The organism is Ruegeria sp. HKCCA0370 (genome assembly GCF_013033705.1).
GTDB lineage: Bacteria > Pseudomonadota > Alphaproteobacteria > Rhodobacterales > Rhodobacteraceae > Ruegeria.
In genome coordinates this window covers 18,656-38,176 of sequence record NZ_WQEP01000003.1, presented here as the reverse complement: position 1 = coordinate 38,176, position 19,521 = coordinate 18,656, and the positions used below count along the sequence as shown (strand labels likewise).

At 53.9% G+C, this 19,521-nt stretch carries 21 protein-coding genes; 12 read left to right on the top strand and 9 right to left on the bottom strand.

Annotated elements, in window-relative coordinates:
• Positions 1-12 precede the first annotated feature (12 nt).
• Positions 13-681 (top strand): GntR family transcriptional regulator, encoded by a 669-nt coding sequence (locus tag GOW31_RS22255; protein ID WP_171169384.1) that lies wholly within the window; start codon positions 13-15, stop codon positions 679-681.
• A gap of 180 nt (positions 682-861) precedes the next feature.
• Here the strand turns inward: GOW31_RS22255 and GOW31_RS08850 are convergent, their stop codons facing one another.
• A complete protein-coding gene (locus tag GOW31_RS08850; RefSeq protein ID WP_171169382.1) occupies positions 862-1,545 on the bottom strand; it encodes an IS6 family transposase in 684 nt (227 codons plus the stop codon).
• 230 nt (positions 1,546-1,775) lie between these two features.
• Here GOW31_RS08850 and GOW31_RS08845 point away from each other — a divergent pair, with 230 nt between their 5' ends.
• Both GOW31_RS08845 and GOW31_RS08840 read left to right on the top strand, forming a co-directional pair.
• Positions 1,776-2,348 carry a carboxymuconolactone decarboxylase family protein gene (locus GOW31_RS08845; protein ID WP_171169380.1) on the top strand — a complete coding sequence of 191 codons (573 nt, stop codon included), beginning with the start codon at positions 1,776-1,778 and terminating at the stop codon, positions 2,346-2,348.
• 220 nt (positions 2,349-2,568) lie between these two features.
• Complete coding sequence (locus GOW31_RS08840; protein ID WP_171169378.1) at positions 2,569-3,348, top strand: methyltransferase domain-containing protein; 780 nt, start codon at positions 2,569-2,571, stop codon at positions 3,346-3,348.
• A gap of 103 nt (positions 3,349-3,451) precedes the next feature.
• Here the strand turns inward: GOW31_RS08840 and GOW31_RS08835 are convergent, their stop codons facing one another.
• The 3 genes from GOW31_RS08835 to mgtE are packed head-to-tail and all read right to left on the bottom strand — an operon-like array spanning position 3,452 to position 5,834.
• Positions 3,452-3,940, bottom strand: a complete 489-nt coding sequence (locus tag GOW31_RS08835; protein WP_171117744.1) for an NUDIX hydrolase — start codon at positions 3,938-3,940, stop codon at positions 3,452-3,454.
• A 21-nt stretch (positions 3,941-3,961) separates the two neighbouring features.
• Positions 3,962-4,411: a CBS domain-containing protein gene (locus GOW31_RS08830; protein WP_171117742.1), complete on the bottom strand. Its 450-nt coding sequence runs from the start codon at positions 4,409-4,411 to the stop codon at positions 3,962-3,964.
• Positions 4,412-4,469: 58 nt separating this feature from the next.
• On the bottom strand, positions 4,470-5,834 hold the full coding sequence (gene mgtE / locus GOW31_RS08825; protein ID WP_171169376.1) for a magnesium transporter: 1,365 nt from the start codon (positions 5,832-5,834) through the stop codon (positions 4,470-4,472).
• Positions 5,835-5,928: 94 nt separating this feature from the next.
• On the opposite strand from mgtE, the gene GOW31_RS08820 reads away from it, so the two are divergent.
• The 4 genes from GOW31_RS08820 to GOW31_RS08805 are packed head-to-tail and all read left to right on the top strand — an operon-like array spanning position 5,929 to position 8,654.
• Complete coding sequence (locus tag GOW31_RS08820; RefSeq protein WP_171169374.1) at positions 5,929-6,207, top strand: hypothetical protein; 279 nt, start codon at positions 5,929-5,931, stop codon at positions 6,205-6,207.
• 5 nt (positions 6,208-6,212) lie between these two features.
• Positions 6,213-6,695 carry a RimK/LysX family protein gene (locus GOW31_RS08815; protein WP_171169372.1) on the top strand — a complete coding sequence of 161 codons (483 nt, stop codon included), beginning with the start codon at positions 6,213-6,215 and terminating at the stop codon, positions 6,693-6,695.
• A 13-nt stretch (positions 6,696-6,708) separates the two neighbouring features.
• The gene (gene rimK, locus GOW31_RS08810) at positions 6,709-7,614 is read left to right on the top strand and encodes a 30S ribosomal protein S6--L-glutamate ligase (RefSeq protein ID WP_171169370.1); all 906 of its coding nucleotides are present in this window, start codon (positions 6,709-6,711) and stop codon (positions 7,612-7,614) included.
• Positions 7,615-7,619: 5 nt separating this feature from the next.
• Positions 7,620-8,654: a succinylglutamate desuccinylase/aspartoacylase family protein gene (locus tag GOW31_RS08805; protein ID WP_171117733.1), complete on the top strand. Its 1,035-nt coding sequence runs from the start codon at positions 7,620-7,622 to the stop codon at positions 8,652-8,654.
• 47 nt (positions 8,655-8,701) lie between these two features.
• On the opposite strand, the gene GOW31_RS08800 is transcribed toward GOW31_RS08805, so the two are convergent.
• Together GOW31_RS08800 and GOW31_RS08795 are read right to left on the bottom strand one after the other, a co-directional pair.
• Positions 8,702-9,067: a hypothetical protein gene (locus GOW31_RS08800; protein WP_171169368.1), complete on the bottom strand. Its 366-nt coding sequence runs from the start codon at positions 9,065-9,067 to the stop codon at positions 8,702-8,704.
• 18 nt (positions 9,068-9,085) lie between these two features.
• Positions 9,086-9,334, bottom strand: coding sequence for a hypothetical protein (locus tag GOW31_RS08795; protein ID WP_171169366.1), 249 nt, complete (start codon positions 9,332-9,334; stop codon positions 9,086-9,088).
• A gap of 257 nt (positions 9,335-9,591) precedes the next feature.
• Between GOW31_RS08795 and GOW31_RS08790 the strand changes: the two genes are divergently transcribed.
• From GOW31_RS08790 to GOW31_RS08780, 4 genes are all read left to right on the top strand, one after another.
• Positions 9,592-10,443 carry a LysR family transcriptional regulator gene (locus GOW31_RS08790; protein ID WP_171169364.1) on the top strand — a complete coding sequence of 284 codons (852 nt, stop codon included), beginning with the start codon at positions 9,592-9,594 and terminating at the stop codon, positions 10,441-10,443.
• A 568-nt stretch (positions 10,444-11,011) separates the two neighbouring features.
• On the top strand, positions 11,012-11,650 hold the full coding sequence (locus tag GOW31_RS08785; protein ID WP_254441676.1) for a CorA family divalent cation transporter: 639 nt from the start codon (positions 11,012-11,014) through the stop codon (positions 11,648-11,650).
• A 20-nt stretch (positions 11,651-11,670) separates the two neighbouring features.
• The gene (locus GOW31_RS22005) at positions 11,671-11,979 is read left to right on the top strand and encodes a CorA family divalent cation transporter (RefSeq protein WP_254441675.1); all 309 of its coding nucleotides are present in this window, start codon (positions 11,671-11,673) and stop codon (positions 11,977-11,979) included.
• A 121-nt stretch (positions 11,980-12,100) separates the two neighbouring features.
• Positions 12,101-13,432: an MFS transporter gene (locus GOW31_RS08780; RefSeq protein ID WP_171169362.1), complete on the top strand. Its 1,332-nt coding sequence runs from the start codon at positions 12,101-12,103 to the stop codon at positions 13,430-13,432.
• Positions 13,433-14,579: 1,147 nt separating this feature from the next.
• On the opposite strand, the gene GOW31_RS08775 is transcribed toward GOW31_RS08780, so the two are convergent.
• Complete coding sequence (locus GOW31_RS08775; RefSeq protein ID WP_171169361.1) at positions 14,580-14,819, bottom strand: hypothetical protein; 240 nt, start codon at positions 14,817-14,819, stop codon at positions 14,580-14,582.
• A 409-nt stretch (positions 14,820-15,228) separates the two neighbouring features.
• Here GOW31_RS08775 and GOW31_RS08770 point away from each other — a divergent pair, with 409 nt between their 5' ends.
• Complete coding sequence (locus GOW31_RS08770; RefSeq protein ID WP_171169360.1) at positions 15,229-17,727, top strand: hypothetical protein; 2,499 nt, start codon at positions 15,229-15,231, stop codon at positions 17,725-17,727.
• Positions 17,728-17,898: 171 nt separating this feature from the next.
• Here GOW31_RS08770 and GOW31_RS08765 read toward each other — a convergent pair whose 3' ends face one another.
• Positions 17,899-18,564: an EamA family transporter gene (locus GOW31_RS08765; protein WP_171169359.1), complete on the bottom strand. Its 666-nt coding sequence runs from the start codon at positions 18,562-18,564 to the stop codon at positions 17,899-17,901.
• A gap of 53 nt (positions 18,565-18,617) precedes the next feature.
• Positions 18,618-19,517: an EamA family transporter gene (locus GOW31_RS08760; RefSeq protein ID WP_171117715.1), complete on the bottom strand. Its 900-nt coding sequence runs from the start codon at positions 19,515-19,517 to the stop codon at positions 18,618-18,620.
• Between the last annotated feature and the right edge of the window lie 4 nt (positions 19,518-19,521).

Sequence of the window (19,521 nt, the reverse complement as noted above, 5' to 3'; positions counted from 1 at the left end):
AAGCAACATACCGTGGAAGAAATTGTCAGACGAACCACAACCGATGCGGTCTATGAAGCGCTACACGACGAGATCGTTTCGCTAAAAATTCTTCCCGGTACAAAGCTATCCGAAACAGAGGTAGCCAGCCGATTCGGCGTATCACGCCAACCTGTTCGCAACGCATTCACAAGGCTCGGCAACGAAGATCTGCTCTTAATACGACCACAAAAGGCGACCGTAGTTCGAGGATTTTCTATGGAGCGTGTGGCTCTCGCGCGGTTGGTTAGAATGGCGGTGGAGCTAGAGATCGTCCATCGGGCAATGGAAGTTTGGGACGCAACACGTGAAGCAAAACTTGCAGAGAATCTCGCCTTACAAGAGCAGGCAATCAGTGATGGTGATCTATCGGCGTTTCACTCTCTGGACTATGATTTTCACAAACTGATCTACGTGCTCAGCGGCAATCCGATGGCATTTGAAGTAATGCTAGAATCCAAGCAAAAGGTTGACCGGCTTTGTATGCTCAGTCTTGAAAAGGGCAGTGCCGCAGACGCCATCCTCGCCGATCACCGAGAGATTGCACAGGCCATGGCGGCAGGAGACCATGACCAAGCACAAGCCGCTGTTAGAAAACACCTGTCCCGCCTCGACGAAACCATCGAGTTCATTCACAAGACGCACCCAGGCTACTTTGAGTAACCTAGGGTGTGTCGCAGCTACGGGAGCAACAAGTTTGCGGTGAGAATCTCTGATTTGTCATCTTCACCGATCGACTTCTCGCTTGGCTCAAAATATCTAGTTTCTAATAATGATAGAAGCCTGAAGGGGCTTTGTCGCACTTTTTTCTGAAGTCTGAGTGCCGCTTGAAATTTGCTGTCTTTAGATGGCTAGTTCCGCAAACTGCTTGAACGGACAGAATCCGAGTCCGAACTGACCCTTTCGGATCATCTGCGAAACTTCAATCCCATCAAGCGTAGCGGAAGCAGATTCAAAAGATTTGAAGCCGAGCATTGGTCGGATCCGGCGTTTAATAAATCGGTGGTCTTGTTCAATTATGTTGTTTAGGAATTTCCGTCTCACCATCTGGATCGGGATCGGGCAACCAAAGCCCTTCAACATCTTGTTGACGGCTTTGATACCGGCCGTGTTGGCGCCGCTTTTGTCGATAACAGTCTTGCTGGGCAATCGGTTTACTTCGAGCGCACGAGCGAAAAATTTAGTCGCTGCAGCTTTGTTCCGCCGTTTTGACAGCATGAAATCAAGGGTCTTACCGTGTTTGTCGACAGCGCGGTACAAGTAGACCCATTCACCTTTGACGCGCACGTATGTTTCGTCCATTCGCCAGGATCGATCGCAGCATTGCTTCTTACGACGCGCCCGGTCGGCGACCAGAGGGGCGTATTTAACGATCCAACGGTTCAGTGTCGCGTGATCAACCGAAGTGCTTCGCTCAGCCAGAATTTCTTCCAGATCCCGGTAGGATACAGAATAACGAAGATAGAAGAACACTGCGTGTAGTATCACGTCCCTTGGGAAGTGAGCGCCTTTGAATGAGATTGTCACGACCTGCCCCTGTCTGTTTTGAGCACGCGTCTACCAAAACTTCCGTCGGCCTAACAGGTTCGCTCAAAGTTTGCGACAGAGCCCCTGGGGTGTCGTCAGGCAAACCTGCCGTTGGCAGTATTCCAGCAGAATCTCTGTGCGGAACCCGGAATTGCTTTAAGGTAGCGTACACATCGTTGCTTCCTCACTTTGAGGCAAACCTATCCATAGCAAGATTGAAAGAAAACTGAATGAAACGTCTTTTTCCATCTCTGCCGGAGGACGCGACACTCGGAAGTGTCTATCAAGCCTTTCCAGACAAACTTTCCCCGCTTTGTGCGTACGAAAGCTTGGTGATGAGGGGAGAGAGCGACCTATCGGTCGCCCAACGTGAATTGATTGCAGCCTATGTCTCGGGCTTGAATGCTTGTGCCTATTGCCATGGCGCACACATCGTTTTCGCCAAAGCCTATGGCGTTGAAGTCGAGACAATCGAGGCACTGATGGAAGACCGCGATACGGCGCCCATCGAGGATCATCTTAAACCGTTACTAGCATACATTGAAAAGCTCACCGTCTCGCCATCACGAATGACGGAAGCCGATGCAAAAGCGGTCTACGCCGCAGGCTGGTCGGAGAGTGCATTGTTTGATGCTATCCAGGTCTGCGGTGTCTTTAATCTCGTGAACCGCTTCATAGAAGGAACAGGTGTTCAAAGCCCTGGCGCCGATCCAAGAGATGCGGACGAGGCCACTTTAAACCGATGCCGCAGTGACAGCTTCTATACCGATTTTGGACGCGAGAACGGCCTCGACATCCCTTGAATTGATGTTGTTCGAACTTTCAAACGACGACAAAAAGCTGGTCCGATAAATCGGCAGATGCGTCCTTCGCTCTCGGGGTTAAATCATTCGTCGATACCAGTCGGCACCTTCAGTTATTTTGGTAGATCCATGTTCAAGCCTCAATGATCCGTCTGCTTTTCGTAGGTAGCCCATTTTCTGATAAGGTTTGGAGACTTGTGGTCTTTGTAAGGGGAGCGAGTTGCTTAAATTTGACGCTGAAACAACGAGATTACTTGAAATCACCTATCAGGGAGCCGAATTGACACGGCGAAGACAGGCTTCATTTGATGCGCTGCGCCCGGCTCCCGGTGAGACTATTTTGGATGTCGGTTGTGGCAACGGGATGTTAACAGCGGAGTTGGCTCGCGCAGTTGGCTCGGATGGCTATGTCATCGGGATCGACCCAAGCGAGGATATGACAGCAGCCGCAAGAGAACGATGCAGTGACTACGCAAACCTGGAGTTTCGTGCTGGTGCCGCAAATAGCTTGCCCATTGAGGATGAGAGTGCTGACAAGGCCGTCTCGGTACAGGTCTTTGAGTACATCGACGATATAGACGGTGCACTGGATGACACGCTGCGGTGCGTCAAACCCGGCGGGCGCCTTGTCATCAGTGATCTGCACTTTGGTAGCTTAATCTGGTTCAGCGATGAGCCCCGCAGAATGCAAAAAATGCTGACTTCTTGGAACCAACACTTTGTGAGTGGTTCCCTCCCGGAAAGACTGCCCGCACTGATAAAGGCTCGCGGCAACTTTGTGGAAGATGTCTTGCCGTTCACAATGACAGATTACCAGCTAAAGCCTGATGGCCTCGCAATCATGATGATGCACCTCATGAAGCAATACGCTGTCGCAAATGACCATGTTGAACCCGCTGTTGCGCAATCGTGGTTTGACGAACAGCATAGCCTTGCAAAAGTCGGACGCTTCTTCTTTTCGATGACCCAATTTATCGTCGTGGTGCACAAAAAGGGTTGACCGTCTGGCCCCATTGCCCGGCATTTCGATGATACCATTGTCAGTCTTTTCCAGATTGGTCCAACACGGTGTAACAGTTCTGGGGCGAGCAGATATGTGCACACTAGACACTGGGGTATTTCTTCAACATTTTTCGCAACCAGTCTGGCCGAGCATCAATGCTCGAAATCATTGCTCCCAACTCCGGTTCACACACACTCTTTGCCGCTTGCTCGGGTGAGAACCAGCACCTTGTTCGCTCGTGTTTTTCCTTCCACTTCTTGCTGAGTTTCTGCACAACCATCGGGTAGAGTGTCACGCGGCAAGTTATTGCGGTGCCGTCATTGAGGATTTTGTTGTAGTCGTATGTCCCGACCGGTGTTTTGGAAATAGCGCCTATTGCGCCTGCTTCCTCCCAGGCTTCGATCTTCGCGGATGACCAAGGACTTTTTCTCTTGTTCGTCCATCCCTTTGGTGGAACCCAACGTCCTGTATCTCGGGACGTCACCATCAACACCTCTACCTTAGAAGCGTTTGACAGTCTCAAAGGCAGCGCTGCAGCCTGCGCATACAGCTTACCTGTCGTATCGGCGGCCCTTCTGGTTTTGCTCATTTATGCAGTTGCCATTACGTCTCAAACAACAAATCGACCGGGTTTATTGCGTTCTCTGTCGCGCAATACTTTCAGTTCCAATTCGTCTTCCTCATGAATCCTTGCCAGTATCTCTTTGCTGCTCACGACGGAATAAGGCTCGCCGCGTTGGGTGACGACTAAGTTTCGAATGTCGTGTTTCGCCATCAGATTGAGAGCGGTTGAAAGCTTCGAGCCAGTTGCACATGTAATTGGTTTCTCTGTCATCCAGTCATCCACTGTTTGTTCGTAGAAGGCCGAGCCTGAATCCGCGAGGCACAGCAGCACGTCGTGATCCGTGATGATCCCGACCAACTTCCCATCCTCAAGGACCGCAAGCGCGTTCACCTCCAATAGCGCAATGGTCACAGCCGCTTCGAACACCGTTGTGTCGGCGTCGCAGAACGGGCGTCTTTTCAGATTCTGTGTTTCGACAATGCTTGAGATCGTCATTCTTTTTTCCTCGTGAGAAGGCACCCGGCCGAACTGATGGTTCGGGTGCGGGAAAACGTCAAACCAGAAGTGGCATCATTGCGGTTGCAAGGCTCAATACGAGGAAGAACCCCGCCATGTCGGTTATAGTCGTCAATAAAGGGCCGCTGGCGACGGCGGGGTCCTGACCGATGCGCTTCAACAGCAATGGTAGAACACCGCCAATGGACACGGCGACGACGGTGTTGAGCCCAAGTGCTCCACCAATCACCAGCCCCAGAAACGGATTGCCTTTCCACATCCAGGCAACGACGCCAATTAGAAGCCCCAGAACGAACCCATTGATCAACCCGACCGACACTTCTTTGAACCAGACACGCATGGCGTCGATGGGCCGGACAAGGCCGAGGGACAACTCGCGCATGCTGACGGCGACGGCCTGATTGCCCGAGCAGCCGCTCATGTCGGACACCATCGGCAGAAACACAGCCAGCGCGATAACGGCCGCGAGGGTTTGTTCATAGGCGGCTATCACACTGGCGGCGATCACATTGAGAACAATGTTGGCCGAGAGCCATTGAAGCCGTCGCCTCGCCCGAAGCGGCAGTGGCATCGACCGAAGTTCATCACCGAAAACACCCTGGCGTTTCAAGCTGGCCGATTCCGCACGTTCCAGAAGGGCTTCATCGACGGCAGACCGCGAGACGACGCCCACCAGATGCCCGTCCGCCTCCACGACCGGTAATCCAAGAAACGGGTGTTCATCGAACAAGTCTTCTAATTTCTCCAGCGGCATGTTGGCCGGGACGGCAATTGGAGGCGCCATGATATCGGTCAAACGCGCGCTTCGACGAGTGGACACGAGACTGCGTAATGAGACCACTCCAATTGGGGCACCATTTGAATCCAGCACATAGGGATGCTGACCCCGATAGCGTTCAAGGTCATACTCTTCATTGGCGAAGCGCCTGAGCACTCTTCCCACTGTATCGGTCTCGGAAAACGTGAAGGCTTCGGCAACCATGAGGCCTCCTGCAACATCATCCTCATATTCCACCAGCCGACGAACATCTGCGGCGTCCTCAGGATCCATCCGGGTAAGGATCGCTTCCGCATCTGCGTCTTCAAGCTCTCCTATGACATCAGCCTGAACATCGGAATCCAGCTCTTCGATGACCTCTGCGGCCTGCTCAGACTCCATGCGCTCGACAAGGTCGACCGCCATCGCGTTCGGAGCCTCTTCGACAAGTTCGGCAGCCAGTTCCGGTGGCAGCAAAGATAGTGCGGCACTCCGCTGCTCTACTGGCAGATTGAGCAGTTCACGCAGGGCATCGCTCAACGGAAGCGGATCAAGCAGTTTTGCGAGCTCAGCCCCGTCACGCTCTGCCAGGGCTTGCTGCAACTGCGCTTCCAGTTCCTTCGGGATAATTTCTGTGTCGCTCATTTTCGCTCCATCGTTGGAGGTTTTGCCAGTGCAAGCGTTATAGCAGAAAAATTTTACCTATAGACAAATAAAATTTGCCATATTAGATACAGCTATGAATGAAAGTGACTGGATATCATTCACCGCAAAACGCTTGGCCGAACTGTACGATCAGGACTTCGGCGGTAAGCCAAATGGACGTTATCGAATCGCGGATAAGCTCCTGCGCCGGATTGCTGGGCGAAGACGTTTATATGAATCTGACATCCACGCACTGTCGGCAGCGCTATTTGAACTTGGATACGTGTTAATCGATATGGACACATTTTACGTCGTCATGAGCGCGAATTCATTTGTGAACTACCGGCGCGCCAATGATGATTGCGTGACTTAGACGCCATGGCAAAGCGTGCAGCAAACCCGGAAATCATAGGTTGGCGTGAACGCATAAGCCTGCCCGAATTCGGAATAGAGAATATCCCGGCCAAGATAGACACCGGTGCAAGAACCGCAGCACTCCATGCTGTGGACCAGACAGTGTTTGAAATTGACGGCGAGCGATGGGTCGAGTTCATGATACCAGTCCAAAACCGCCGTTCACCAAACCGGGTTCGAACTAGGGTTGTCGACGAACGCGAGATCAAGAACACAGGTGGTGTCCCCGAACGTCGACTGATCGTGAGAACGCAGCTTTTACTTGGACGGCATCGCTGGCAGATCGACGTCTCTCTGGCCAACCGCGCGAAGATGGAATTTGACTTGATTCTCGGCCGCACAGCCATTCGCAGGCGCGGTATCCTTGTCGATCCGGGTCATTCATATCTACTGAAAGCACCAAAACACCTAGCAATACCAAGAAAAAAGCTAACATCAAAGACATAGAGGGAAGCCGAGAATGAAAATTGTGATGCTGGCCCGGAACCCTGATCTTTACTCGCACAAGCGCCTCAAGGAAGCCGCCGAACAGCGGGGGCATGAACTTGATGTCGTGAACACGCTGCGCTGCTACATGAACATAGCGTCGCGTCGACCGGAGGTTTACTGTGACGGCAAAAACCTCGGACACTACGACGCGGTGATCCCCCGGATCGGAGCATCGGTCACATTCTATGGATTGGCCGTGCTGCGACAGTTCGAGATCATGGGGGTCTTTCCACTCAACGAGTCAGTGGCGATTGGCAGATCGCGCGACAAGCTGCGCTCCATGCAACTCATGGCGCGGGACGGCATTGGCCTGCCTGTCACCACGTTCGCTCATGATCCAAAGCAAACCGACGAAGTTCTCAAACTCGCGGGGGACGCTCCTCTGGTGGTCAAGCTTCTGGAAGGTACGCAGGGCATCGGGGTGGTTCTTGCCGACTCAAACCGCTCGGCAAAATCCGTGGTCGAGGCATTTCGCGGCGCGAAAGTTAACATCATGGTACAGGAGTTCATCAAGGAAGCGGGCGGTACAGATATTCGTGCGCTTGTGGTTGGTGGCCGCGTTATCGCGGCGATGCAGCGGAAGGGGGCCGAAGGAGAGTTCCGATCCAACCTGCACCGGGGCGGGAGCGCCCAGCCTATCAAGATCTCACCCGAGGAACGCTCTGTCGCTGTGCGTGCAGCTAAGACGATGGGGCTGAATGTCTGTGGCGTAGATATGCTGCGCGCCAATCATGGGGCGGTTGTCATGGAGGTGAATTCCTCACCCGGACTTGAGGGGGTGGAAAAGGCAACTGGCATTGATGTTGCAGGCAAGATCATCGAGTTTCTGGAAAAGAACGCCGCCAAGGGAAACACTAAGACCAGAGGGCGCGGATAACAGCCATGCGCGAGCCATTTGAAATCGGCGGTTTCACCGTCCCGGCAGGCACGCGGACTACGCTGGACCTGCCGGTGAGCGTGATGTCCGATCATACGCCGGTCAGCATGTCAGTGCATGTGGTTCATGGCCGCCGCCCAGGGCCGGTCCTGTTTGTCAGCGCGGCGGTTCATGGCGATGAAGTGATTGGCGTCGAAATCGCACGGCGATTGCTACGGGCCCCTCAACTCGACAAGATCGCGGGCACGTTGCTGGTTGTGCCTATAGTGAACGCGTTCGGCTTCATGACCCAATCGAGATACCTTCCGGACAGGCGCGACCTGAACCGGTCTTTTCCCGGTAGCGAGGGCGGATCATTGGCGGGCCGCCTCGCACATATCTTCATGACCGAAATTGTTGAGCGTTCCGATCTCGGTATCGATCTTCATTCTGCCGCTATTCATCGCACCAACCTGCCTCAAATACGAGTTTCTCCGGCCTCGGATGCAACGATCAGATACGCCGATGCGTTCGGTGCACCGGTCGTCATGATTTCAAAGCTGCGCGACGGGTCGCTGCGAAAGGCAGCCCAAGAGCGCGGCGTCGATGTATTGCTGTTTGAAGGTGGCGAAGGGCTTCGATTTGACGAGCTTTCGGCGCGGGCGGGGCTCGCCGGTATTCTTCGGGTAATGAACGCGATGGGCATGGTTGCCAAGCGCGGGATCGCGTCTGTGCGTGAGGCGCCCGTTCATGCAAGAATGAGTTCCTGGGTACGCGCTCCGGCCGGTGGATTGCTAAGAACATTCAAGGCGGCGGGCGAATATGTAGAGGTTGGCGACTTGCTCGGCCGGATTTCGGACCCGTTTGGGGAAATCAGAATGGACGTTCTTGGAGAAGCGGACGGCATCATTGTAGGACGCACTAATTTGCCATTTGTGCACGAGGGCGACGCCTTGTTTCATATCGCCAAAACGACGAGCGCGGATGTTGAAATGCGGATCGACATGATCGCCAATCAGCTCGACGGCGATCCAATGTTCGATGAAGACGAGATCATTTAGATAGTCTGAATGTAAAAACGCGGGGCAGTTGCCCGCCCCGCGCCAGGTTACGAGATTGCAAGCAATCCGCGGCTCGCCATTACCTCCCATACGACGAGCGCGATCAGCGCTGATCCCGTTAGCCATGCATTGGCCGTCGCCACAATATGGCCGGTGAAGTTCAGCGACGTTGGAGCCGCGATCAATAGGAACCCCAGAGCTGAAACCGGAGCCACCCGTGCGAGAAGGTGGCTCCGGCCGTCAGCGCCGGACATGACCAGAACAACAATGCCAGTTGCCATGAAGGCGACTGCTTCAAGTTCAGCCATGCCCTGCAACAGTGTTTCCTCCCGAAACAGGACAAAGGGGGACAAAACCAACCAAATACCCATCGCGGCAAGCAGCCATTTGTGGGGCGGGATTGGCTTCCTCATAGCCGTGACAACCTTTGCTTACTGATCACCTGTGGGACCAGGGAGAAGTTCTGCGTCAACGGCGGCAACCAATTCGTCGTCATTGATGAAACCATCTGCATTCGCATCGATCTCCAGGAAGAGATCATCCGAGACTTCAGGATACTTGGTCTGAAGCTCTGCCAGAGACGCCAGGCCATCACCGTCCATGTCAAGATCAGCGGGCATAGCGAATGCCGGAACAGCAAACAGCGAAGAGAGAAGAGCAACAACAGAAACTCGACTCATTTTGTTTTCTCCATGAGAAAATGGGCTTCTTGCCCATTGTGGGGTAGGTGCAGCGCTCCGGTGTGGGTGGCAAATTCACAGGATTCAGATTGCAACGGTTCCTCAGCTCGGGATCTCCACTACAAACGAGAATTGTTGATTGGCGTTCCGATCTGGTGGGGGCACTTTCGCGCTACATAGAGAGTATGGCACACACGTATCTTGTTGAATAACGAATTTTTCTCGCCGATAATATCGGATATTCAAATAGGTTGGCTATGGATATTGAACTTGCTCGAACTTTCCTCGCGGTTGTTGAATCGGGCACCTTTTTCGATGCTGCGAACAAAGTTCATGTCACGCAATCAACAGTCAGCATGCGAATTCGAACGCTTGAGCAACAGCTTGGTCAGCCGGTGTTCCAACGTGGTAAGTCAGGCGCAACACTGACCATTGCAGGGCGGCATTTCCTCAAACACGCTCAGGTTCTGGTGCGCACCTGGACACAGGCAAAGCTGGACGCTGGTCTTCCCGCCACCATGGCAGCAGCGTTGGAAATCGGCGCGGCGCCGAGCCTTTGGGACGGATATCTCATAAATGCCTTGCCAGATCTAATGACATCGCTACCCGATGTTGCAATCAGAGCATCAGCCGCTTCTTCCGAAACACTGACGCGCGAGATTGAAGAAGGACAACTGGACCTTGCAATCATGTATCGGCCGCGAAGCGTGTCGAGCCTCTCTGCATTACAACTCTTTGAAGATGAGTTTGTTCTTGTCACCAGCGGCCCGTTGGCCCTTCCAACCGTTCACAGCGTCAACTATGTCTTTATTGATTGGGGCCCTGAGTTCCGAGCAGACCATTTGTTGAACTTTCCTGAGCTTGACACGCCGCGCCTTCAGCTTGGCATCGGAACCCTGGGCCTTCAGTATCTGAAGTCAGTTCCTGCAGCCGGGTACTTTCCCAAGCGTGTGATTATGCCAGAGCTTGAAGAAGGCTGGCTCGCATTGATAGAGGCTGCGCCGCGCTTCGCATACGCAGCCTATGCGGTGTTTGATGAGAGCGACGTTGATGGGTTGCCGGGTCAAGCCGCAAAACAGCTTCGCAGCCTTGCGGCCTCCGTTTGTTGAATACGAGTTAGATTAATTCCGAAACCAAAATCTCAGCTCAAAGGAAGGGCTGAACCCAGACCACAAGCCCCCTTAATCTCATCGCCGAGCCTTGAAGTCTGACATCGCCGAGATATCGCTGATTGCGTTACGTGGGGTTTTGGAAGCATGTGAGTAAGTGAAAGTGCAACTTTCAAAAAACTGTGGAACTACCGGAACTCAAGGCTGCTCTTGCAAACGGGTTCTGTGATCACTGCGGCGCCACGGTATCGAAACTGATCCAACTCGGGGAGATTCTGGAACTCTGCGGACCGGAACACTGTTTTGACTATGAGACCGGCGAGAGTATCGAGGTCGCCATTGCGCTTTGCCTTTCCTACCACAAAGCCAATCATTTAGATGCGCAGCAACAGCATGACCCTTGCCACATTTCTGCGCGGCGAAGCCGGGATGGTCTGGATTGATTGCCCAGACCCTAGTGCGGAAAGGTATTGCATAGGAGTAAAGCTGCACACTCTAAAAAGGCAATCCGTGTTGCGGCCAGCATCAGTGGTCTTAACTTTCCAACCCACATAAAGAAGGATTGCCAATGAACACCCAAACAGTCACTCCCATCTGCGCGTTTGATATAGTAGCTGGCCAAGCAGTCCCCGTCTCTTCAGAGTGGCTAGAACCCTTTGCAAGGCAGCAAAACGGTTACCGCTGGAGTCATTTCGACCTCGCCGACAGCGGCTTAAGGCAATGGGCATCCGAACAACTGCCAAACATAGCCGCGCAAGCATTGCTTCAATCCGAAACGCGACCACGATGTGATCTGCACGAGGATGGCATCATCCTGAACCTGCGCGGCGTTAACCTGAACCCTGACGCGTCTCCGGAGGATATGGTTTCTCTAAGGCTCTGGGCCACGGAAAGAACCATCGTATCTGCCCGTGTGCGCAAAGTCTGGGTAGCAGATAGTCTTCGCCTAAAAGCCGAAAGCGGTACGGGGCCGGAAAGTGTTGGTGCATTTTTGGCAGAACTTGCTTCGGGGCTCACAAAGCGGATTGAGGCTGTTTCCCTTGAACTTGAAGACGAGACAGACTCTCTCGAAGAGGTTGGGCTTTCAGGAAATGAAATCAAACCAGAGAGCATTGCGCGTTTGCGGCAAACGGTGATCAAACTTCGGCGCTATATCAACCCGCAACGCGATGCGCTCGATGCTTTGTCCTCATTGAAAAGTAGCTAATTCACAGCGACGCATCCGTATTGGTCAATGAAACCGCGAACCGCACTCGCCGTACGCTTGAGGAACTGGATGCAAGCCGGGACCGCTTGACAGCCCTTCAGGAGCAAATGGACGCCGAACACGCGAATGCGCTTGCTCGAAACGGCTATCTCTTGTCTGTCGTGGCCGCGATCTTTCTGCCACTCGGATTTCTGACTGGACTGTTTGGCGTGAATATTGCTGGAATGCCCGGCTTGAGTGCGCCCTTTGCGTTTTGGGCGCTGACACTGGCGTCGGTTGCCATCGGAATTGCACTTTACGTCGTATTCAAACTCTCGAAGTGGTTGTAGCGAAAGCAGATTGCCAAAGGTTGACCAAACTGCTGGACAGAAAGCCTTGATCACCTTCGCCAAATCGCGTTTGCGAGCAAAATAGCTTCTCATTTCCCAATTTGACATTAGGCTGGAGCCGATGTTCCGACAGCTCTTACCGATATCAGCGCTACTTCTTGGATCAGGGCTTCTTCTATTTGCAGGTGGTGTCCACGGTCTGATACTTCCCGTTCGTGGATCCTTCGAAGGTTTTTCCGCCAGCTCTCTCGGCCTTTTAGGAACGGGGTGGGCAGTTGGCTATGTAGCAGGATGCCTTGTTGCACCAAGGCTTGTTGGGGCAGTAGGGCATATTCGAACCTTCGGCGTAATGTGTGCTCTCGCTGCCGTAACGATCCTTTTCCAGGCCGTTGTAGTGGAAACGTGGGCTTGGATACCGTCGCGCGCAGTATCAGGATTTTGTTTTGCTGGCGCAGCAATGATCGTCGAATCTTGGCTCAACGACAAGGTTGAACCCAATACGCGTGGTACAGTCTTTGGTGTCTACACGATGGTTAACCTGGGTGCGGTGACAGCCGGTCAGATGGCTATCTCACTGGGAGATGCAACGGGTTTCATTTTCTTTGCCGTAGGCGCGATGGTCTATTGTTTGGCGCTTATACCAACTGCCCTGTCAACCTCGGCATCGCCAGCACCCCTGACATCTGTGCGTCTCGATCTACCGGCGTTGTGGCGAAACTCACCAGTTGCGGTCGCTGCGGTCTTTCTTGTTGGCATTTCAAATGCAGCATTTGGGACTCTTGCTGCGGTGTATGCGGATCGCGTTGGGCTATCACTTACTGCAATAGCTTTGTTCGCGAGTATTCCGGTTTTGGCCGGAGCTTTTGCACAAATTCCAATTGGATTTGCAAGTGATCGAATGGACCGGCGTAAAGTCTTACTTTTTACAGCGGTCGTAGCTCTTGCTTCGGATCTGGCTTTTGTCCTTCTTGCGCCGGAGTCGCGCGTCATGAACCTTGCTTTGGTCGGGATGTTCGGCGCTGCAATTTTTGCGATGTATCCAATCATTGTTGCGCACGCGAACGACCATGCACCACCTGGAACGTCCATCCAAGTCTCAGGCGGCCTTTTGATGGTCTTCGGCTTAGGTTCAATTGTAGGGCCGTTGATCGCTGGTTTCGCCATGACAGCACTCGGGCCGCGGGGTTTGTTTCTTACAACCGTCGCAGCGCATTGCCTGATGATACTATTTACGATTTGGCGAATTCTCACTAAGTCCGCAGTTCCCGAGGGCGAGAAGACTGCATTTAGAGTCAGCGCTCCCGCAAGGGTGGTTACGCCTGAAACTGCCGTCCTTGCTGCCGGTGAAGATGAAGCAATTTCGCTTGCTGACGCTGAGAGCGAGCTGGGCGCCCATCCCGATGTGAAAGGTAAATTGGCTCCAAATTCAAGTTCCGAAAACAGTCTGCCCTGATCGTTGCAAATTTTTTCGCCACGCGCGATGCTGGTCCACTGCCAGCGTGAGAGTAATTCCGTCCGCCCAAGACGCTCAATAACCGCTGGAAGCGCCGGAGCGACAAGAGCGAATTTGCCCGAACCACGGCGTGGATGACGGATATTTGCGCGCCAGAGTGGGACACCGGCCTCTATCAAAGACGAGTTGAATTGTGACGCTATTTTCACGGGATCGCCGGAGTTTCGACCTTCATTCAACCTCATTGCTAACCTCTTACTATTGGACACGGCGCAACATGGGAGGAGCTCCAATAAATTGCCGACTGTCAGCAACGAAGTTATCAAGTATATCACAAACTCTTCTCCGCTCGAGACCATGAAGGATTAGGGCGCCGGGGCCGGCGAGACGAGTGGAAAACTGTTTCCTTCACAAAAGCCAGCGATGGCTTCTTCCTAGATGGCGAGGCGCATTTCCAGTCTGTCCGCGCGGCTTGAGACAACGGCCTTACCGATACGAACCCGCTCGTTGACGACACAGGCGGAAGTATCAACCAGGACACAGAACAGAAAGTTCAAGTTATGTTTTCAGGTCCGTACCTCGATGCGTTGGCGAAAGGCTTAGGAAGAGCTCTCAAGATCAAAGAATGGAAAGATAACCCCAACAAACCGTCAATCGGCCACCCGTAGGTAGCCGCGCAACGGAATTTGGTTTCTGAATCCAAGATGACTAGGACAATTCATTGACCCGGCCCCCTGAAAACCATTCTGGATGTGAAATCGAGTCTTTGCTTCGTTTCGAGCAGTAATACTATCAACAGCCGCCTATCACAGTCCGCTCCTGGGAATCCGCAATGCAGCAATAAACATCCGCGCGGACAGCAACTTTGGACCGCCATTTGACAGGTTGTAGGAAGAAATCATAGTATTGCCTCAGATTTCAGCATAAACGAGCAATTTGAACCAAGTTGGTTGCGCCAATTCGCTGACCATCGGTTTCAGCTGGCGTATATCGGTTCCGTAACACCCTCCAACTACTTGAACCTACGGATTCTTCCGTGCAATCGCGGCAGTCTGCTTTCCAAGCTCAATTGGATCGCCTTGGTCCAATTCATCTGCTTCGCCAAGTTCCGCATGCGAGCAACTCGAAGCGTTAGCCACCACGTCTTTCAGTCGGGGGTGGTTGCCAAGCGCTCCGGCGAAATGAGCCGGATGAACGCAATTGACAATAAAAACAGCGCTACCGCCTCGGTAGCCCCGTCGATCTTATCAATTCCGTCCACAAGTTTGGTTCCGTCCGCTAGGTATCCGTCTGTCTCTACAACCAGATACATGATGATCGGCAGATGCACCACCAAAACGGCGCGTGGTCTGATCGGTGGGAACAAAGTTTGCCACAGAGCTTCCACCCAGTTGGCGTTTCGAAGGTCGGCTTCGATTATCAGAGTTATCTGGTTAACTATACAGAACACCGTTTTCGAGCATTATACCCAAAACGCTTTGGGTTTGAGTTCGCGGCGCGGCTCAAAGGAAGGAAAGCGTACTAAAGCCCTACTTTTTGCAAAGCCTACTCTCGCGGCCCGATGCAGTTAATAATCGCGTTCAACAGCTGATTCATGTTTCCACTCGTAAAGCTGTCCTTCATGCATGTTGCAGGCCGTTGGGTCTTCTTTAGGCAGATCAAGCCGCCGCGCGGAATACTCTGACCGGTCAACTTAAACGCCTTGGTTCACGCAATTGTTTGTGTATCATGTCACCAAACGTTGCCGCCTTACAGATTTGCACAGTCCTTAGCCGAACTTCTGCGGAGTGTCGTTAATGCACGCCATCGATGATCTCGGATGGCCTGAAGCGTACATTGAGCTTCTGCCGCTGATAACTGACCGCTGGTTGGTAAAGGATGAGATTTATTTTCACCGGCAGCTAAGTGCCGGTAAGTCCGGAGCCCTAGTTTATATTGTCGACATTACATGCGACACGTTCAGCGGCCAGGCCATACTTAAGTTCGACGCCCTGCCCGATCCGGAATGGAATGAAAAGGCCGAAAACCAAAGGCATCTGGAAGCGTTTGAAGCGGTTCCCGCGTTTGGATCAAAGCACCTGGCGCGCGTCGTCCACTCTTTGGAACACGAGGGTAAGATTGCGATCCTGTCCACCGTTGTGGCGCAAGGACTTGAATACTCACTTCCCTGGAACGATTGCGGCTATGAGCCGGCCTTGAACGTTCTAGAGCGGCTGTCGAGAAGCCTGCTTGATGACTGGAATATCGATTACAAGATGGCGCCTGGCTTGCACTCGCCTCAGGATCTGCTTGCTGGATGGCTCGGCTACAGGTTGGATCCTGAGCCAGGCCGGCTACATCACTTTCTTTTGGATGTTTGCGGACATGACCCGCACGAGCGTTGTCTTATGTTTGAAGGGCATTGGTACCCAAACCCGCTGGCCTTTGCCTTTGAAAAGAACCTGCCGGGCCGGTTGAGCGTAAGAGCGGCAAAGGGACGGGTGCATGGGGACCTCCATGGCTACAATGTACTGGTTCGATCGCACCAGTCCCGCGATCCTGATTATTTTCTGATCGATTTGGCCATGTATGAAGACAAGCAATTCTTGTTTTACGATCATGCGTATTTCGAGATGGCGTACCTTCTGGCGCGGCGCGGAAACTGCATACCTGCCCAATGGGATGCCATCCTAGATGACTTAGGCCTCTTTCATTCGAAACACCACACATTGGGGCTTTGGCAGGATGACGTCGGCCTCGTCGAGTTCGTCAGAACTCTTCGGCGAGGCGCTATGAGTTGGGTCGAGCGCCACGAAAGCCATCGGCTAAGCTTTATGGAAAGCCAATACTTGCTGGCCCGTGTCGCCGTGGGCCTGAATTTTGCACACAAGAACCTCAACGTCGGCGCACGCAGCCACGCATTCTTGTATGCAGCTCACAATCTCAAAGACTACATGACACTCAACAATGTTGAATGGCCCAGACACGGTCCAGTGTTCCGTTTTCCAGCGACACGGGGAGCTATGTCTGATTCTCAATCTAAGGCCGAAACGCTTGCACCAAGAACCGAGCCTCCACCCGAAAAAGACCGTCTGTTTGATCAGATGATCACTCAGCTTCCAGCGCCGCAAAAACCAGTAATCGCAGTGCTACCTTTCGACTGCCTTAGTGGGCAAAGCGACACCAACGGGTTTGTGGCTGGCATCAACCATGAACTTGTAACCGAACTTGCCAAAGTGGATTGGCTGTCAGTCGTCTCACCAACCTCCACCCAGCTCCTCAAGGATGCTTCTTTGGTTGGAGAAGAGATCGCACAACGTCTCGGGGCCCACTATTTGGTAGAGGGTTCCGTGCGTTATGACGATCAGCGCGTTCGCGTGACTGCCCATCTGGTAGATACATCGACCGGGCATGATCTTTGGGCTGATCGCCTGGATCACAAGACAGAAGATGTCTTTTCCTTGCAGGAGGAGATCGCGTCAGCCGTTGTCGGGCACATAGATTGGGAGTTACGGTTCGACTTGCGCGAACAAGCCCGGTTGAAACGTGGTGAGGTCAACGTTTGGGACAGGGTTCAAAAAGCGCTATGGCATCTCTTCAAATTCACAGATGAAGATACACAGAAGGCAAAGGATATTCTAACCAGAACTATCGACATCGCACCAGACTATGCACTTGCGCACGCGGTGATTGCGAACGCCGAGCTTCGGAAACTGTTCTTCGTCCAGGTCGATGATCGGGAAGAGGCGAAGGAACGCGCGCTATATCACGCAGAGCGGGCCGTGGCATTGGATGAACAAAGTAGTTTTGCGCACGCAAGTCTTGCCCGTGCCTACACTCAGTTCAACAAACACGATACCGCGATTGCAGAGGCTCAGCTCGCGGTCAGTCTTAATCCAAGCGCGGCAAACGCTCATTTGGTTCTTGGGTATGCGCATCTCGCAAACGGGCAGGCAAAGCTCGCGTTATCGCATTTCGAGACCGCTACCCGGTTTGGGCCATCGGGTCCTTATTTCAAGGTGAAATTGTTGGCTAAAGCCTTTTGCCTTTATGTTCTCGACAGTTTTGGCCAGGCCGAAAGTTGTGCGAGAACAGCATTGGAGGGAAAATCGGTTGATCCGTTCGGTCGCTATGTACTGGCGGCAATACTGATTCGGCAGAAAGCCATAGGCGCCGCGAGACGAATGATTCGTCAGAGCCAAGAAAAACGCCCCGACATGACCTGTTCCCGCGTCCGTCTGGCATTCGAAAACCTGCAACAACGCGATATTGACAGGTTCGTTGAAGATCTTCGGGAAGCTGGGTTGCCGGATTGAGCTTGGCCCTTTTCGGTCTGCCAGGTGCCGCAAAAGCACTTCTTTCGAATCGTTAAGCCAGATAAGAAGCCAGGCCCCGTGCCTCTGGCAACGCATGTATCAATGAGGCGGATGGTCCGCAGCCGTTTGCCGATGGTGCAAACGGGTTGCGATCAAAACACCACTGACAATCTACGCACCACCAACGCCTTGATAGGTCTGAATGTCCATGCCCTTTGCAGCCACGGCTTCGACCGCAACAAATATCGGCACGAGATAGGCAAATAGAGAAGCTGTCGAAACACCGACTTCGTTTGTACCAAAATTTATCAGGTGGAGGTAGATAGCACCCATGCCAACACCAATGAACAGGATCGATCCCCAGACCTGCCAAGAGTGGTCCAATGGCTGAGATGTACCAGCTTCATGTATCACAATGAACGGCAGCAGGACGACAATGCCAACAACGAATATCACGAATAAACCTTCATCTGGCTTAGGGTGCATGCGCCATTTCTTCAGAAGAACCAAATACAGCCCGCGGCAGGCATTGGAGGCTATCATCAAAAGAAAGGCGAGCGCGGGCGCATCGGCCAGAATATCCGCGCGGACCAAAACCAGCCACCCGGTCATGAGCCCCATGAGACTGACAACGATCAACACGGTCTGGATCAGCCGGAAGACCATGGCCGAAAGCGCCAGGCCCGGCGCTATGGCGCGAAAGATCCGGTAGAGCAGAATGGCCAGAGCGGCATCGCTGAGATCGATCAGGGGCGCGCGCAGGCCAAGTTCGGCACCAAAGCCCGTCATGATGATCGCGAGGTAAAACAGCCCCGGCGAGCCATATCTCGCACGCAAGATCGGGGGTGAGGGTAAGCTTGGGCATTGGGACCGTCCTTATTGACACCTGGTCAGACATTTCTTGCAAGCACCGGCCTGTGCCGCGCGAATGTAGCACGGGCGCTGGTCCGGTTCGCGCGCTGCCCCGCCCAGACGGAGGCAAGGACGATGACCGCGCCCAAGCCCTGCAGGGGTAAGAGCGACTGCCCAAGCACCACCCAGCCCAGGAAAACCGCAGTAACGGGGCTCATCATGCCCAACATGGCGACGGCACCGGGCTCGATCCGGGCGACACCCCGGAACCAGAGCGCATAGGTGGCTGCCGCGCCGATGAGGCCAAGCCAGACCAGCCCGGCCAGGTTCGTCGCCGTCAGCGGCGGCAAGGGCGGTTCGATGATCAGTGCGAACGGCAAAAGGACAAGCCCCCCGGCGGTCAGCTGCCACGCGGTGAAGCTCAGCGCCGAGACGGGCGGCTGCCACTTGCGGCTGAGCACGGTACCCGCCGCCATGGAGGCGGCACCGCCCAGACCCGCGGCGACACCGATGGGATCGAGTGCGGCCTCGGGTCCGATCAACAGCAGTGCGACGCCCAATATGCCGGTTGCCGCCGCGGCGACCGCGCCAGCCCGGATCGGTGTGCCGAGCCAGCCGCGCGCCATGAGAATGACCATCATCGCCTGCAGCGATCCGAGCGTCGCCGCGACTCCGCCCGGCAGCCGATAGGCGGCCACGAACAGAAGCACCCAGAACAGGGCGAAGTTGAAGCTGCCGAGCAGGAAGGCGCGGCCAAGCCATGCGCGTGGCGGCAGGCAGCGCGTGAGGGCAAGCAGGAGCAGGCCAGCGGGCAGCGCGCGCAGCGCGGCAAGGGTCACGGGATAGCCCACCGGCAGCGCCTCGGTGGTGACAATATAGGTGCTGCCCCAGATCGCCGGGGCGAGCGCCGTGAGAAGAATGTCGCTGGTGCGTGACATGGAT